9 protein-coding genes, 1 tRNA gene and 1 other RNA gene are annotated in these 15,936 nt (G+C 69.9%); 3 read left to right on the forward strand and 8 right to left on the reverse strand.

Going from position 1 to position 15,936, the window contains the following annotated elements; all coding sequences use genetic code 11:
- The 4 genes from FV222_RS05735 to FV222_RS05750 all read right to left on the reverse strand — a co-directional run.
- Positions 1-6,719: type I polyketide synthase (locus tag FV222_RS05735; protein WP_187277231.1), on the reverse strand; the 6,719-nt coding region annotated here is incomplete at its 3' end.
- A 292-nt stretch (positions 6,720-7,011) separates the two neighbouring features.
- Complete coding sequence (locus FV222_RS05740) at positions 7,012-8,352, reverse strand: UDP-glucose/GDP-mannose dehydrogenase family protein (protein ID WP_147813392.1); 1,341 nt, start codon at positions 8,350-8,352, stop codon at positions 7,012-7,014.
- A gap of 162 nt (positions 8,353-8,514) precedes the next feature.
- The gene (locus FV222_RS05745) at positions 8,515-10,668 is read right to left on the reverse strand and encodes a glycosyltransferase family 2 protein (protein ID WP_246685337.1); all 2,154 of its coding nucleotides are present in this window, start codon (positions 10,666-10,668) and stop codon (positions 8,515-8,517) included.
- Positions 10,669-10,678: 10 nt separating this feature from the next.
- Complete coding sequence (locus tag FV222_RS05750; RefSeq protein WP_147813396.1) at positions 10,679-11,731, reverse strand: hypothetical protein; 1,053 nt, start codon at positions 11,729-11,731, stop codon at positions 10,679-10,681.
- A 232-nt stretch (positions 11,732-11,963) separates the two neighbouring features.
- On the opposite strand from FV222_RS05750, the gene FV222_RS05755 reads away from it, so the two are divergent.
- Positions 11,964-12,038: transfer RNA gene (locus FV222_RS05755), tRNA-Val, on the forward strand.
- Between the two features lie 260 nt (positions 12,039-12,298).
- Here the strand turns inward: FV222_RS05755 and FV222_RS05760 are convergent.
- The gene (locus FV222_RS05760; RefSeq protein WP_147750190.1) at positions 12,299-12,694 is read right to left on the reverse strand and encodes a TIGR02300 family protein; all 396 of its coding nucleotides are present in this window, start codon (positions 12,692-12,694) and stop codon (positions 12,299-12,301) included.
- Positions 12,695-12,871: 177 nt separating this feature from the next.
- On the opposite strand from FV222_RS05760, the gene FV222_RS05765 reads away from it, so the two are divergent.
- Positions 12,872-13,069 (forward strand): hypothetical protein, encoded by a 198-nt coding sequence (locus tag FV222_RS05765; protein ID WP_147750191.1) that lies wholly within the window; start codon positions 12,872-12,874, stop codon positions 13,067-13,069.
- Between the two features lie 132 nt (positions 13,070-13,201).
- Here the strand turns inward: FV222_RS05765 and ssrA are convergent.
- Positions 13,202-13,559: a transfer-messenger RNA gene (gene ssrA / locus FV222_RS05770) on the reverse strand.
- Between the two features lie 95 nt (positions 13,560-13,654).
- Here ssrA and FV222_RS05775 point away from each other — a divergent pair.
- The gene (locus tag FV222_RS05775; protein WP_147813398.1) at positions 13,655-13,927 is read left to right on the forward strand and encodes a DUF2312 domain-containing protein; all 273 of its coding nucleotides are present in this window, start codon (positions 13,655-13,657) and stop codon (positions 13,925-13,927) included.
- A gap of 99 nt (positions 13,928-14,026) precedes the next feature.
- Here FV222_RS05775 and FV222_RS05780 read toward each other — a convergent pair whose 3' ends face one another.
- Together FV222_RS05780 and FV222_RS05785 are read right to left on the reverse strand one after the other, a co-directional pair.
- Positions 14,027-15,574 (reverse strand): GMC family oxidoreductase, encoded by a 1,548-nt coding sequence (locus FV222_RS05780; protein WP_147813400.1) that lies wholly within the window; start codon positions 15,572-15,574, stop codon positions 14,027-14,029.
- The coding region (locus tag FV222_RS05785) for a gluconate 2-dehydrogenase subunit 3 family protein (RefSeq protein ID WP_147813402.1) at positions 15,571-15,936 on the reverse strand (366 nt) is incomplete at its 5' end. The genes FV222_RS05785 and FV222_RS05780, both read right to left, overlap by 4 nt.

A 15,936-nucleotide genomic window follows, 5' to 3' on the forward strand; every position in this document is an offset into this window, starting at 1 on the left:
TTCATCGGCAACCCGCGGCGGCGGCGCTGGCGGGCCAGCCCTTCCATGAAGCCGTTGGCGGCGACGTAGGCGCCCTGGCCCGGGTTGCCGATGAAGGTGGTGGCCGAGGAGAACACCACGAAGTAGTCGAGCGCGCGCTCACGGGTCGCCGCGTCGAGGTTCTGCGCGCCGACGACCTTGGGGCCGATCACAGCGTCGAGGCCGGCGGCGTCGAGGTTGGCGATGAGACCGTCCTGCAGCACGGCGGCGGCGTGGATCACGCCGGCGAGCTTGCGGCCGGACGCCTCGACGCCGGCGAGCAGCGCGTCCACCGCAACGCGGTCGGTGATGTCGCACGGCATCACCTCGACGGTGATGCCGCGGGCGGTGAGATCCGCGACGACCGCCTTGGCCTCCTCCGTCTCCGCGCCCTTGCGGCCGACGAGGAGCAGGTTCCTGGCGCCGCGGTCGGCAAGCCAGCGGGCCGCCTCGCCGCCGAAGCCGCCGAGGCCGCCGGTGATCAGGTGGACGCCGTCAGTCGTGACCACGAAGGGCGTGCTGCGCGCGGCGAGCACCCGGCCGGGCTTGGGCGGTGCGATCACGATCTTACCGACGTGACCCGATTGCTGCATCAGCCGGAACGCATCCGAGGTCTCGTCCGCGGTGAACGGCTGATAGGGCAGGGGCTTGAGGCCGCCGTCATTGAACAGAGCCATCACCTCGCGAAACATCCGCGCGCCGTCCTCGCCTTGGTGCTGGAGCACCTGGTCCAGGTCGACGCCGAAGTAGCTGAGGTTCCGGCGGAACGGGCGCAGGCCGATATGGGTGTTGGCGACGTAGTCGCGCTTGCCCAGCTCGATGAAGCGGCCGAACGGCTTCAGCGCGTTGAGCGAGCGCTCCATCGCCTCGCCGAACAGGCTATTGAGGACCACGTCGACGCCGGTGCCGGTCAGCGCCCGGACGTCGTCGACGAAGGCGAGCGAGCGCGAATCGAGCACGTGCTCGGCGCCGAGCGCCTTCACAAGGGCGCGCTTTTCGCGCGAGCCCGCTGTGGCGATGACGCGGGCACCCTTCAGCTTGGCGATCTGCAGCGCGGCCAAGCCGACGCCGCCGGCTCCGCCATGGACCAACACCCACTCGCCGCGGCGCAAGCGTGCACAGGAAACGAGGCCGTAATAGGCAGTGAGGAACGCGACCGGCACGGTGGCGGCGGCCATCGGATCGAGGCCGTCGGGCGCCGGCGCGACTACGAGCTCGGGCACGACGATGTGGGTGGAAAAGCCCGACTGGGCGAAGGCCACGACCGGATCGCCGACCTTGAACGCCTTGACGCCGGCGCCCACCGCGACGACGCGGCCGGCGCATTCGAGGCCGAGGCGAGGTCCGGCGAAGCCGTCCTCCAGGATCTCCTCCGGCAGCATCGACAGCGCCCAGAGCACGTCGCGGAAGTTGAGGCCGGTGGCCTCGACGGCGATCTCGACCTCGCCGGCCTCCGGTGCGCGGCGCGTCGCCGGACCCCAAACCATCTCATTGAGGCCGCCGGTGTTGCTGCGCTCCAGGCGCGCGGCCTCGGCCGGCACCGCCTCTGGATCGGTCCGCCGGGCGGCGTGGCCCGGACGGAAGCGGATCACCCGCGTGCAGTCGTCGTCGAGGACGATCTCGGTCTCAGGCGTGCCCGAGAGGATCAGGTCGCGCAGGCGCTCGGCGGAGCGCTTCGAGCCGATCTCGGGCGCAAGGTCGATGCGGCGCACGTCGAGCGTCGCGATCTCGTTGGCGAGCGTGCGGGAGAAGGCCCAGACCCCGGCCTCGACCGAGGCCGCCGACCCGCCGGCATCGCGGGTCGCGCCGGGGGAGACCACCCAGAGCTTGGTCGGGCGCGCGCCGAGATGCTCGGTGCAGCGCTTCAGGCTGAGGCACCGGTCGCGCAGCCGGGCGGCCGCATCGCCGCCGCGGGTGAAGGCGCCGGCCAGGAACACCACCGTGTCCGGGGTCTCCCGCTCCAGCTCCAACAGGGACGCCTCGGAGTCGAGGATGATCGAGACGTGGACGCCGGCCGCGACGAGCAGGGTCGCGAGGGACGACGCGGTCTCGGCGGCGAACTCGTCGTCCGAGCCGATGACGAAGGCGAAGGTCTGCGCCGCCGCCTTGCCGGGTCGGGGCGGGGCCTCGGCGACGAGCAGCAGGTCGTCGCCGTTGACGGAAGCCGCGCGATCGACCGCGACGCTGACGAGGCCGGTGGCGCTCAGCGTGCGCTGCCAGCCCGGGATGTCGTCGAGGCGGCCGACGGGCATGTCGCCCACGCCGGCCTCGAACCAACCCGGGATCAGGCCGAAGACGAGGTCACGGAACAGCGAGGCGCCAGGCTCGACGGCGAGCAGCAGGCCACCGGTGGCCAGCGCGTTGGCAAGCCGCTGCGGCAGGTCGCGGTCGCCGCGGTGCAGCGCGCCGCTGGCCAGGATCAGGTCGAAGCCAGCGGCGGGGAGGTCCTCGGCCGCCTCGATCACCGCGACGCCGCGAGGCAGGGCGAGGCGGGCACGCTCCGCCAGGCGACGGTCGGTGTCGAACACGGTGAGGCGCGCCTCGGCCGTCTCGGCGAAGGCGGCGGCCTGGGCGGATAGCGGACCGAAGCCGACCTGCAGGAGGCGGAGCGCCCGGTCCTTCGGCAGCCTGTCGCGGCAGGCCTCGGCGATTCCAGCGACCACGTCGGCGGAAGCGCGGGCGGTGGCGCTGCGCAGGGTGAACGCGTCGAGCGCGTTCTGCGGCAGGCTCGGGGCCTCGGTCAGCGTGCCCGCGAGCAGGCGATCGACCAGGGCGCCGACGTCGGCCAGGAGCACCAGCTCGGCCGACAGCTCGGGATGGTCGGCCGCGATCCAGCGCATGATCTCGGTCGGCGCCGGCAGGGCGTCGCCGTCGCCGAGGCGCCAGCGCCCGCCATCCTGCTCGGCCAGGCCGCTGCTCTCGAGCGCGTAGAGGGCGTTGACCAGCCAGGGCCGCATCTCGGCGGGGACGCGCACGTCGACGGAGACGGCGGTGCCCTGCTTGAGGCCGGAGGCGAGGCGGTAGGCGAGGGAGGTCGCCCAGCCCTCGAGCAGGAGGTGGCCCGGTGAGAGCGGGGCGCCGGACGCGGCCCGCGCGACCTTGGCGGACGGCTTCAACAGCGCGGCGATGCTCGAACGGCGGTCCATCGCGATCGCGGTCGGCTCGGTGGCCAGCTCCACCCCTTGCGTGATCGCGTAGGCCGCGAGGTCGCCGCCGCCCTTGGCGCGCAGGGCCTGGAAACGACCCTCGCGGATGGTGGCGACCACCTCGCCCTCGGTGTCGAGGATGGTGAAGTCGGCCAGGATCGAGCGCTCGTTGCAGCGCCGCGTCCGGATGACGGCCCGCGCGATCGAGGCGCCGGGGCGCAGCAGCCGGACCTCGCCGAAGCGGACCGGGATGTAGGCCTTGCCGGCGTTCTCGCCGAGCAGGTCGGCGAACAGCAGGATCAGGCCGTGGAAGCAGGCGTCGAGCCGTGCCGGCACCAGACCGTAGCGCGGGTCGGCCTCGGCGGGGACGAGGTCGGAGACGATGGTGACGTCGTCGATGCGTGCGCTCGCCGCGACCTGGCGGAAGCTCGGCCCGAAGCCGAGGCCGGCGGCCTCGGCGCGCAGGTAGAGATCGTCGCCGGTGAGCACGTTCTCGGACGGCATCTCGACGTCGGGCCGGACCGGAGGGGCGAAGGTGCCCTCGACGATCTTGGCCGAGGCGTGCAGCTGCCAGGGCGACGGGGTCAGGCGCGGGCGGCTGAGGACCTGGACGGCGTTGCCGGAGCCGGCCATCCGCACCGCGACCTCGCGCAAAGCTTCCTCGCCGAACACCATCGGCGAGTGGATCTCGAACTCGGCGAGCACGACGTGGTCGCTGCGCAGGGCCTCACGGACGGCGGCCAGCGCCATCTCGACGAAGCCGGCGCCCGGCATGATCGCCTGGCCCTCGATGCGGTGGTCGTCGAGTTCCGGGATCGTCGCGATGTCGGCGTAGCCGTGCCATTCCAGGCCGTCGACCTGGACGCGAGAGCCGATCAGCGGATGGTAGACCCGCGCCGTCGCGGAGCCGAGGCTTTCGGTGGTGTCGCCGAGGCGGAACGGGCGGCGCTGCCAAGGGTAGGTCGGCAGGTCCAGTGCGCCCGAAGGCGCGTCGCCGAACACGGTCGGCTCGTCCACGGCGGCGCCCTGGACCAGGGCGGCCGCCAGCGCGCGGGCGATCGGATCGCTGCCGCTGGCCTTCTTGTGCATGACGCCGACGGTGGCGTTGTCGATGCCGAGCGGCTCGATGGCGTCGCCGATATGCGACATCAGCGTCGCGCGCGGGCCGACCTCGACGAAGATGCGGGCACCCTGGCGGGTCGCCTCCTGCACCGCCTCGGAGAAGCGCACCGGCTCGCGGATGTTGCGCCACCAGTAGGTTCCGCCGAACTGAGTCCCGTCGAGCACCGACCCGGTCACGGTCGAGACCATCTTCGTGGTGCCGGTCGAGGGCTTGAGGCCGGCGAGGTCGCGCAGCAGCGGCTTCTCGGTCGGGTCCATGAACCGGCCGTGGAAGGCGTAGTCGAGGTCGAGCTTGCGCCCGCGCCGGCGCTTGCGCGACAGGGCCTTGAGCGCAGCGTCGATCGCGGCGACCGGCCCGGCGACGGTGACGGCCTTGGGACTGTTGTAGGCGGCGATGTCGAGGGTCGGGTAATCCTTGAGGAAGCCTTCGACCTCCTCGGCCGGCATCAGCAGCACCGCCATGGTGCCCTGGCCGCGGGTCGTCTCCTGATGGTGGCTGCGGTAGAAGATCACCTTCACCGCCTGCTCGAGGCTCAGGATGCCGGCGGCTTCGGCCGCGGCGATCTCGCCGACGCTGTGGCCGAGTACGAATTTCGGCGCGAGGCCGGCGGCGCGCAACGCCGTGGTCGAGGCGCTCTGGATCGCGAAGATCAGCGGCTGCGAGACGCTGGTGAGCGCCAGGCGCTCTTCGAGGTCTTCAGCGTCGAGTGCCGCCTTGAGCGACCACTTCGAATAGGCCGCGAACAGCGCGTCGATCCGGTCGAAGGCGGCGCGGAACGCCACGTTCTCGGCATAGGCCTCGCGGCCCATCCCGGCCCACTGGCTGCCGTTGCCGGAATAGACGAAGGCGACGTCCGCCGCCCGGTCGATCGCGGTGCCGGTGAGCGCGACCGCCGAATCCTCGGCCTCGCCGACGGCGCGGAGCTCGCCAGCGATGTCGGCCTTGCCGTCCAACGTGATCGCAAGGCGAGACGCCAGGCGCTCGCGACGGTGCGCGGCGCCGGCCGCGATCCGGGCGGCCTCGGCGGAGTCGGCACCGTCGAAGCGCTCGGCGTAGTCGAGGGCGAGTTCGTTGAGGGCGGCGCGGCTCTGGGCCGACAGCAGCAGGATCTCGGGCACGCGGGCCGCGGAGGCCGGCGCGGCGACCGGGGCAGGATCGGTCAGCACGATGTGGGCGTTGGTGCCGCCGAAGCCGAAGGAGTTCACGCCGGCGAAGCGCTGGCGCGCGCCGCGCGGGATCGCCAACCCGGTCTGCACCACGTGCAGGTTCATCTCGGCGAACGGGATGTCGGGGTTGAGCTCGGCCGAATGCAGCGAGGGCGGCACGAGGTCGTGCTCGAGCGCAAGACTCGCCTTGAGCAGGCCGGCGAGGCCGGAGGTCGGCTCGGTGTGGCCGATGTTGGTCTTGATCGAGCCGATCGGCAGCGGGCTCTTGCGGCCCATGCCGATCTTGCCGCCGATGGCGGAGGCCTCGATCGGGTCGCCCACCGGCGTGCCCGTGCCGTGCGCTTCCATGAACGCCACGTCGTCGAGGTCGATCTCGGCCTCGCGGTAGACCTGCTCCAGCAGCGCGCCCTGCGCGTAGCCCGAGGGCAGCGAGATGCCGGTGGTGCGCCCGTCCGAGTTGACGCCGGTGGCGGCGATCACGCCGCGGACGGTCGAGCCGCCGCGTCGCGCGGCTTCCGCCGATTGTAGCACGAGCACCACGCCGCCCTCCGAGCGGACGTAGCCGTCGGCGGAGGCCGAGAAGGCCTGGCATAGCCCGGTGCGCGACAGCATCTGCGCGTTGGAGAAGCAGATGAAGTTGAACGGGCTCGCGAGCAGGTTAACGCCGGCCACGATCGCCGTGTCGACGCGGCCCGAACGGATCGCGGCCACCGCGTTGTCTAGGGCCACGAGCGAGGACGAGCACGCGGTGTCGACGGTGAAGCTAGGCCCCTTGAGGTCGAAGATGTACGAGATCCGGTTCGACAGGATCGAGAGCGTGTTGCCGGTGGCGGCGTAGGCGTCGCCCGACGGAACGTCGAGGATGCGAAGGTTGCCGTAATCGAGCGACGAGGCGCCGACGAACACGCCGATCGGGTTGCCCGCGACGCTCGACGGCCGCATGCCCGCGTCTTCCAGCGCCTCCCAGGTCAGCTCGAGCAGGAGCCGCTGCTGCGGGTCCATCTGCTCGGCCTCGCGCGGCGAGATGCCGAACACCGCCGGGTCGAACGACCAGATGTCGTCGAGCACGCCCGCGGCCCATGTGTAGCTCTTGCCGCGCTCCTGCGACCGCGGGTGCCCGAACCGGTCGAGCGACCAGCGGTCGCCGGGGATACGGCCGACGGCGCAGCGCGCCTCCGTGAGCAACTGCCAGAGTCCGTCGACGCTCGGCGCGCCGGGAAGCCGGCAGGCGCGACCGACGATCGCGATGTCAGTACGTTGTGTCACGTTTGATTCGCACACGCTCGTTAACGGAAAACGGATCGGGCATCGGCAGCACCGCGCTTCGAGGCGATGTTTAGTATGGCTCTAAATCGCTGTCCAACCTAAGGGAGGGACGACGGCATCGAAGAGGCCGGTTTGCGCTCGGCTGTCGTGAATGTTCATCAACCTAAGCTTTGCCGCAGCCTTGTCACCATTGCCATCTGAACCGTTCAAAACCGGTGAATTTGTGTTGAAAGCGCCGCGTCATTGCAGCGCGCGCCGATCGATCGACCTCTGGACGCTCGAGTTGCCGGCTTCACCCGCCGTCTCGTTCTTCGGATCGCCCGCCCCCCGACGCACGTCCCACGCCGGCGTAGCGGAAGCCGAGGCGTTCCACGTCTTGGACGCGGTAGACGTTGCGCAGGTCGACCAGGACCGGCTCGGCCATTGTGGTGCGCAGCCGTTCGAGGTCGAGCGCCCGGAACGCGTTCCACTCGGTGACGAGCACCAAGGCGTCGGCGCCCTCGGCGCAGGAATAGGGGTCGTCGGCGTAATCGATGTCGGGCAGGAGCGCACGTGCTTGGCCCATTCCCTCGGGGTCGTAGGCCCGCACGGTCGCACCGGCGTCCAGCAGACCGGCGACGATCGCGAGCGAAGGGGCATCGCGCATGTCGTCGGTGTTGGGCTTGAAGGTGAGGCCGAGCAGCCCGATCGTCTTGCCGCGCACCGAGCCGCCGCAGGCCTGGATGACCTTGCGCGCCATCGCCCGCTTGCGGCTCTCGTTGACCGCGACCACGGTCTCGACGATCCGCATCGGCGTCCCGGCATCCTGCGCTGTCTTCACCAGCGCCAGCGTATCCTTGGGGAAGCACGAGCCGCCGTAGCCCGGGCCGGCATGGAGGAACTTCGCGCCGATGCGGTTGTCGAGGCCAATGCCGCGGGCGACCTCCTGCACGTCGGCGCCGACCTGCTCGCACAGGTCCGCGATCTCGTTGATGAAGGTGATCTTGGTCGCCAGGAAGGCGTTGGCCGCGTACTTGGTCAGCTCGGCGGTGCGCCGTCCGGTGACGAGGATCGGCGCGGCGTTGAGGTAGAGCGGGCGGTAGACCTCCCGGATCACCTCCTCGGCGCGCGCGTCCTCGGCACCGATGACGATGCGGTCGGGTCGCTTGAAGTCGTCGATCGCCGCGCCCTCGCGCAGGAATTCCGGGTTGGACACGACGGCGAAGTCGGCCTCGGGCCGCGCCTCGCGGATGATGCGCTCGACCTCGTCGCCGGTGCCGACCGGAACCGTGGATTTTGTGACGATCACCGTATAGCCGGTCAGCGCCGCCGCGATCTCGCGGGCCGCGGCGTAGACGTAGCTGAGGTCGGCGAAGCCGTCGCCGCGTCGCGAGGGCGTGCCCACCGCGATGAACACCGCGTCGGCGCCCGCGACCGCCGCCGCGAGGTCGATCCCGAAGCCGAGCCGACCCCGGCGCACGTTCTCGGCGACGAGCGCTTCGAGACCGGGTTCGTAGATCGGCATGCGCCCGGCGCGCAACGCCTCGATCTTGGCCGGGTCCTTGTCGAGGCACACGACCTCATGCCCGAAATCGGCAAAACAAGTCCCGGACACCAGGCCGACATACCCCGACCCGACCATGACGATCCGCATGCAACCTCCGTCGTCGGCTCGGATGCGATCGCCGATTGCACTGCAGCATTACCCTGGATCGGCTTCGCAGGGAACAGGCCGTACCCCCCCTCGTCTCAGAAGCTCCGGGCGAAACCGTATCACTGTCCCACCGCCCGGTAGGGTGAAAATACGAACACGGGGTTAGAATCGGTAGTGCCCAGAGATGCGTGACAGATTGATGTTATAATAGGGATCCGCCCGCAGACGCGCCCCCCAGCGTGCCTGCATCACGGCCGTCTCGCGTTCGAATCGGATCAGCTTCTCGGGCGTATCCTCGGGTCCGCGACTCTTCGACTCGTGGTGGACGAGGGTGGCGAAGGGCGTCCAGATGATCCGGTAGCCCGCCTCGCGCACGCGCAGGCATAGATCGACGTCGTTGAAGGCGACCTTCAGGTCCTGCGCGTCGAAGCCGCCGACGGCGGCGAACACGTCGGCGCGCATCGTCAGGCATGCGCCGGTGACGGCCGAGGCTTCGTGCGCGACCGTCATCCGCCCGAAATAGCCCGGCGCGTCGCCGTCGACCCCGAGATGGCTGTGGCCGGCGACCCCGCCGATCCCAAGGATGACGCCGCCATGCTGCACCGTCCCGTCCGGGTAGAGGAGCTTGGCGCCGACCGCGCCGACATCAGGCACCAACGCGATCGAGACGAGCTCGCGCAGCCAGCCCGGCTCGATCACCTCGACGTCGTTGTTCAGGAACAGCAGCACGGAGCCGGTCGCCGCCGCCGCTCCACGGTTCGACAGGTCAGAGAAATTGAACGCGCCGGGCACCGCCACCACACGCAGGCGCGGGTCGTCGCGATATTCCGCGAACAGGGCGCGGGTCTCGGGCTCGCGGCTGTCGTTGTCGACGACGACGACCTCGATCGTCGGGTAATCGGTCCGACCGAACAGGCCATCGAGGGTCACGCGGAGCAGTTCGGCGCGGTCGCGCGTCGGGATGATCACCGAGACGCGCGGCGCCGGATCGGGGATCGGGCGCACCAGCCGGTTGAATCCGGCGGGACCGCGCTCGGCCCTGCCGCCCCAGGGGGCGACGATCTCGTCCAGCGCTCGCAGGCGGGCCGCTTCGGTGCGCGCGCTCGCCCGGTCCGAGAACGTACCCGAGCCGCTCGCCGCGCGCCAATGATAGAGCACCGCCGGGATGTGCCGGATGCGGGCGGGGTCGAGCCCGTCGGTCAGACGCAGCAGCAGGTCGTGGTCCTGGCTGCCCTCGAATCCGGGGCGCAAGCCGCCGACGGCCCGGAAGGCCTCGGTGCGTAGCACGGTGAGGTGGTTGATGTAGTTCTGCGCGTAGAGCAGCTCGCGGTCGAAGTCGGCCTTGAAGTGCGGATCGAAGCGGTTGCCGCGGCGGTCGATCTTGTCCTCGTCGCTGTAGATCAGCACCAGATCGGGATCGGCGCGGATCGCCCGCGCCACCTCGTAGAGAGCGTGCACAGGCAGCGCGTCGTCATGATCGAGGAAGGCGCAGAACGTGCCCCGCGCCGCCGCCGCCGCGTCGTTGGTCGCGCGGGCGATGTGCCCGTTCTCGGACCGGCGCGCGACGCGGATACGGGGGTCGGTGGCTGCGAAGCGCGCGAGCAGCTGCGGAATCCGCGAATCGGTCGAGGCGTCGTCGACGACGCAGAGTTCCCAGTGCGGATAAAGCTGGGCCTGGACAGAGCGCAGCGCCGTTCGCAGGACCTTCGGCGCAGGGTCGTGGACCGGCATCAGCACCGAGATCGACGGCGGCGCCTCCCAGGCGGCGACCTCCGCCGCGATCCGGCGGCGCTCGGCCGCGTCCAGGGTGTCGGCTCGCCGGATCCAGGCGGCGTAGCCGCCCTCGCTCCGGTGCTGCAGCGCCCGGTCGAGGAAGCTGCGCCCGCGCACCCGTTTGCCGAGGCTGCGCCAATAAACCGCCCGCACCGCGAGCCCGGGGGCCCGGGAAAAGGCTCTCGCCACCAAGGCCGGACGGGTGCGGCAGCGGATCGTGATCCGGCTCGGATGCGGAGGCCTGCCGCCGGCGAGGTTCGCGACCCGGAGGGCGCGGATCGTCGCCGGGACCTGACCGGTCCAGGCGGAGACGCCGGCGCCGACGGCCTCGTGCGCGACCGGAACGCCGAACTGGGCCTCGTCGCTGACGACGAGACTCATCAGCGGGTGGGCCTCGCGCGGCGCGGCGGGGTTGTCGTGCAGCGTGATCGTAACCCAGGCCCCGCCAAGCCCAAGGCCGGCGAAGTCGAGGCGAAGCCCGTCCGCGTCGCGGTGGACGACGAGCGTCCGCTTCGCTCCGACGCCGACGAGGACGGCCTCGATATCCACCACGTCAGTGATTCCAGCTCTTGGCGAGGGACATCAGTACCGCGTCCGACATGGCGATGTCGAAGACCAACATGTCGGCGACCGCCTTCACGGCGCGAAGGCGCTCGGCCAGGGCCAACGCCTCGTCGGAGATCGGAACGGGCGCCGGCAGAGGCAAACCGCCCTCCAGTCCGATCTGGTCGAACAGGGTGGAGGCGAAAGCGTCGAAGTAGGTCCGGTGCCCGACGATCCCGAGGCGCGCGAGGATTTCGATCGCGACGATGGAATTACCGGGATGGAGCCGGTCGTCGGGTAGCCGCGTTCCGAGCTGGCGCGACAGCGGGTTGTAGAGGAGGTGGTAGGCCTGCTCCGGTAGCATCCGGAAGAAGCGCTTCAGGCTCTTTTGATCCGTGTAGTCGTAGTCGTGGACGAATAGGGCTGCCTCGGCATAGCGATCGACGCGCCAACCGGCATCGTCCTCGGCCACCACCTTGGAACGCGCCTTCAGCCACAGCATCCGCGTGGCCATCTCCACATGCGGATCGTGGACCAGGATCGCCGACAGCATGCGATCCGGCGGGAAATACTGCTCGTAGCGCGGCACCACGAGCGCGCCGGCGATAAGGCGGGAGGTCGGAGTCTCGTTTCCGAGGACGCTGGTCACGATCTCGTCGGAGAGCTTGTGGATGCCGAAATGGGATTGCTGGAAATACGGGAACAGCGCGTTCTGCAGGCCGACTTCGGGATGGATGCCGGTGTTGATCAGAAGCACCCGGCGATCGATCAGGCCCTCGCGCGGGACGCGGCGATAGACCAGCACGTTGGTGTCGGCGTCGTAGAGCTCGAGGACCGGTATCGCCGCTAGGCCCGGCACTTCGGATTCCCGCAACACGAACACGCATTGCCCGGTGGAGTGCCAACCGCTGCGCTGGAACGCGGGCTCGGTGATCGTGGCGGAGACTTCCGCGACCCGCTGCCCCTCGACGGACACCACGACCCGGCTGACCGCCAGGGGGTTGTCCGGGACGATCCAGCCATGGATCACGTCGCCGTTGTCGTAATCGATGAAGAACCGCATGTCCCGTCGCTGCAGCGCCCGTCGCCCGGGCCCGATCCCGGGCGACCTCTAGCGCCGACCGAGACCGCGCCATAACCCATTTCGAGGAGCGTTGCAGTGGGCAACGAAGGGTCGGCCGGACTGCGGCGAAACCGGACGACCAAATCCAGCGTGCGTTTCGTCCGTTCCGGCTTGCGCCCCCGGACGGCGAAGGCTATAGGCCCCCCACACCGAAGCCAAACGGCTTCGGCGGGGGCGCGTAGCTCAGCGGGAGAGCACTTCCTTGACATGGAAGGGGTCACAGGTTCGATCCCTGTCGCGCCCACCATTCCACTCGCGGAATGATCGATGATCGAAGCAAGGGCTCCGCAGGGGGCCCTTTTTTCTTGGCCGCAACAGGTCGACGTGCGACCGGCGCCACGCCTGGGGTTCGAGCACCCGAGGTGTGCCTCTGATGTCTCCATCCGACCTTGGGCCGATTCTGCCGGCAAGCCCGCGCAAGTCGCATGCGCCCGGATCAGCCCCACGCTGACGGCGAATCGGGGACGTGGTCGCGCCGGGCGAACCGGCGCGACCTGCGTCGCGCGATCAATCGTCGTCTTCGTCCTCGACGTCGACGAGATCGGTGGTGTCGTCGTCCTCGTCGTCCACCACGAGGGTGTCGTCGTCGGCGGTCTCGCCGTCGGCATCCGGCTCGATGACGTCGTCGCCCTCGGTGTCCGTATCCGTGTCCTTCTCGGTCTCCTCGGCCTCGACCTCGTCGAGGGAGACCAGTTCCGGACCGGCGGCGTCGGCCTCGTCTTCGTCGGCGACGGGTTCCTTGCGGGCGGCGATCGGCGCGGACCGGCTCGCGAAGGGGGTGAGGGCGGCGGTCGGGACGACCTCGCCGGAATAGGGGGAAACCACCGGATCACGACCGAGGTCGTAGAACTTCCTGCCGGTCGTCGGGCAGATCCGTTTGGTACCGAGTTCGGGACGAGCCACGTGCGCCTTCCTGTGTCAGTGCGATCAAGACCCGTGATGTCGTGGGTTTTCGCGCGGTGTCAATTCATCTCGCTCGGCGCACGCATGGCGGACCTGCAGCGAAGACCGGAAAAGGACCGCCGGAACGCTGTCGCCGGCCCGCTCGTTCGATCTCCACAGCAACGGAGATCCACGCTCATGAAGTTCGCACTCCTCGCCGGCCTGCTCGCCCTCGGCGCCCTCAGCCAGTCCGCCCCGGCCGAGGCCAAGGGCTGCATCAAGGGCGCCATCGTCGGCGGCGTCGCCGGCCACATGGCGGGCCACGGCAAGATGGGCGCTGCCGCCGGCTGCGCCGTCGGGCATCACAACGCCAACAAGAAGGACAAGCAGCGCTAAGCGCCGCAGCCGCCGTTGCCTCGCCTCGCCGGCTCTCGGGCCTGCGGGGCGTCGCCCGGACATGCGTTTCCGATCCGCCGAGAGGGCAGGGCGCGTAATCCGAGGCTGAGGAAAGGTGGGTCCCGGGGCCGAAGCCCCGGGTTCTGTTTCGACGGTTACCCTACCGCAAGATGCTTACGCCGCGAGGCGGGCATCCATGACAACGTTATCGTTGGCATTTAGGATTTGGTCAGGTGCCCGAAACGGGGGTTGCCCGCGTCGAACCGGTCGAGTCCCTACCGACAGTCGCATCGTACCTCACCGAAGTGAAGCTGAACTCGCGATCCCTTTACCGCCCAGTCGAACCTATTTCGCCCCCATCAGAAACGCAGCGCCGCTGCGTTCGTGGTGGAGGCGCCGGAGTACTGCCCTCCGGGTCCTGAAACGTTATTACGAACCGGTCATCAACCGTAGGTCTCATATAGACGATCGACGGCCGGAAATCCAGATCCGTCGTGCGGCGCTCGAGGGATCGGCCGCCTTAACCGTTCGCTCACCCCGATGCGCGACGAGCCAGCCGTGGCTTCTCACGAACAGGGTTCTCGGATGACCGACACCATTGGAATCGCCGGCGACCGCATCCGCTCCATCGTCGAGCGGATCGAGCAGGTGGACGAGGAGATCAAGGCGCTGATGGAGGCGAAGAAGGAAATCTTCGCCGAAGCGAAGGGCGAAGGCCTCGACGTGAAGATCCTCAAGGAGATCATCCGCCTGCGCAAGCTCGACCAGGATGCCCGCGACGAGCACGAGACGCTGCTCGACGTCTACATGCGGGCGATGGACGCACCCGCGCCGAAGCCCGAGGCGATCGCTGCTTGATCGCGGCAGGGGCTCAGAAGGGGCCTCCAAGCGTACGAGATCGCACGCGACGCGGGTCTTCCCTTCCTCTGCGGATGAGGGATGACCCGCCGTCACATGTCAGGCGCCACTCAGCACCTTCTCCGCGCTGCGCAAGCTCAGGGCCATGATCGTCAGCGCGGGGTTCGCCGCGAGCGAGCTTGGGAACGTCGAGCCGTCGCAGACCCACAGGTTCGGGACCTCGAACGACTTCCCGAACGCATCGACCACCGCGTGGTCGCCGTCATGGCCCATGCGGCAGGTGCCGATGGTGTGGGCGACGCGGTCGAGCACCCAGATGTCGCGGGCGCCGGCCTGGGTCCACAGGTCGACCATCAGCTTCGTGGCGTGGGCGTTCAGGCGCGTCTCGTTGGGGCCGTAGCCGAAATCGATCGCGGCCTTGCCCATGCCGAGGGCGTCGGCCTCGTCCGAGAGCGTCAGCCGGTTGGCGTCGCAGGGCAGGGTCTCGCCGTTGATGCCGATGCCGGCCACGTGGTTGTAGTTCGCGAGGTAGTCGCCGAGCGCCTTGCCCCACAGCTTGCGCCCGCGCGCCACCGAGTTGGCGAAGGTCAACGGCGCGACGCCGAGGCTCTGGACCAGGTAGCCGCCTGCGAAGTCGGCGCCCTTCGGGCGGATCATGTCCTCGGTGATCAGCGAGGACGGGTAGCCCTTGTTTGGCCGCGTCTCGGCATCGAACGTGCCCCAGACCTGCGTCGCGACATGGCCCATGTAGTTGCGCCCGACCTGCCCGCTGCCGTTGGCCAGTCCCGTATGCAGCAGCAGCCGCGCGGTCTCGACGGAGCCGGCGCAGAGGAACACCTGCGCGCAACGCTGCCTGTGGTCGACGCCGCCCTGCCGGTAGATCACCGCTGTGATCCGGCCCTCGCGGTCACGCTCGAACCCGTGCGCGCGGGCCTCCGGCCGGATCTCGGCGCCATGCGCCACCGCCAGCGGCAGGTAGGTCACGTCCATGCTGGTCTTGGCGCCGTTGCGGCAGCCCTGATGGCAGTAGCCGCAATTGATGCAGGCCGATCGCACCGCGCCGCCTTCCTGCGGGAAGTCGCGCGAGACGACGGCCGCGGGCGCGTCCGTGGCGCGGATGCCCATGCCGGCGCAGGCCTCAGCCATGATCTGCGCGGAAGCGTTGCGGGGCACGGGGGCAAGGGGGTAGCGCCGGCTCGCGTCCCACGGATAGCTCTGCGGGCCGGAGACGCCGATGAAGGCCTCGACGCGCTCGTAGAACGGCAGCAGCTCGTCGTAGTTCACCGGCCAGTCGGTGCCCTCTCCGGTCTCGGTGCGGATCATCAGGTCGCGCTGGTCGGCACGCGGGCAGAATGCGCCCCAGTGGAGGGTCGAGCCGCCGACGCCGGTGCCGCTGTTGTTGCCGCCGAAGGCTTCCGGCGTCGAACCGCCGCTAAGGCGCTCGTCCGTCCAGTAGATCTCGTCGGCGAGGGTCTCGTCGAATGCGAAGGCCTGCGGATCGAAGTTCGGGCCGGCCTCCAGGGCGACCACGCGCGAACCGGCGGCGGCCAAGCGCGCCATCAGCGGCGCACCGCCGGCGCCAGTGCCGATCACCACAGCGTCAACTATCTCGTCGGTGGAATAGCGCCTCATCGAATCGAGGTTCATCGTGCATCCCCACCCTGCGCGACGGGCTCCCAGCCCTCGCGCTCGCCCAAACCGACCTTCTTGAATCCCACCGGCCGCGGCCCGTCGCCGCCCGCGCCGATGCCGGAATAGCCGATCCAGGCGAGCGCCGCCGGATGGGCGAGCCATGTCCGCACCACGTCCGACCGCAGGTCCTCGAACCAGAAGGCCAGCTGCTCCGGATCGAAGCCGCCGGCCGGACCGCGCGAAAGGGTCTTGGCCTCGATCGCCTCGAGCAGGTCGTCCTGTGCCGCGCCGTCCAGCGCAACGAAGCGGTGTCCCCCCGCCTGCGCCGCGGCGTCGAGGCTGCGCAGGGCGGCGCGGTAGGCGGAGGCGTCCGGCGG

The organism is Methylobacterium sp. WL103 (assembly GCF_008039885.1).
Lineage (GTDB): Bacteria > Pseudomonadota > Alphaproteobacteria > Rhizobiales > Beijerinckiaceae > Methylobacterium > Methylobacterium cerastii.

Coding starts and splice junctions, on each gene's coding strand:
- FV222_RS05775 (WP_147813398.1), top strand. CDS start 13,655: ATGACCGACACCATTGGAATCGCCGGCGACCGCATCCGCTCCATCGTC.
- FV222_RS05765 (WP_147750191.1), top strand. CDS start 12,872: ATGAAGTTCGCACTCCTCGCCGGCCTGCTCGCCCTCGGCGCCCTCAGC.
- FV222_RS05750 (WP_147813396.1), bottom strand. CDS start 11,731: ATGCGGTTCTTCATCGATTACGACAACGGCGACGTGATCCATGGCTGG.
- FV222_RS05780 (WP_147813400.1), bottom strand. CDS start 15,574: ATGAACCTCGATTCGATGAGGCGCTATTCCACCGACGAGATAGTTGAC.
- FV222_RS05740 (WP_147813392.1), bottom strand. CDS start 8,352: ATGCGGATCGTCATGGTCGGGTCGGGGTATGTCGGCCTGGTGTCCGGG.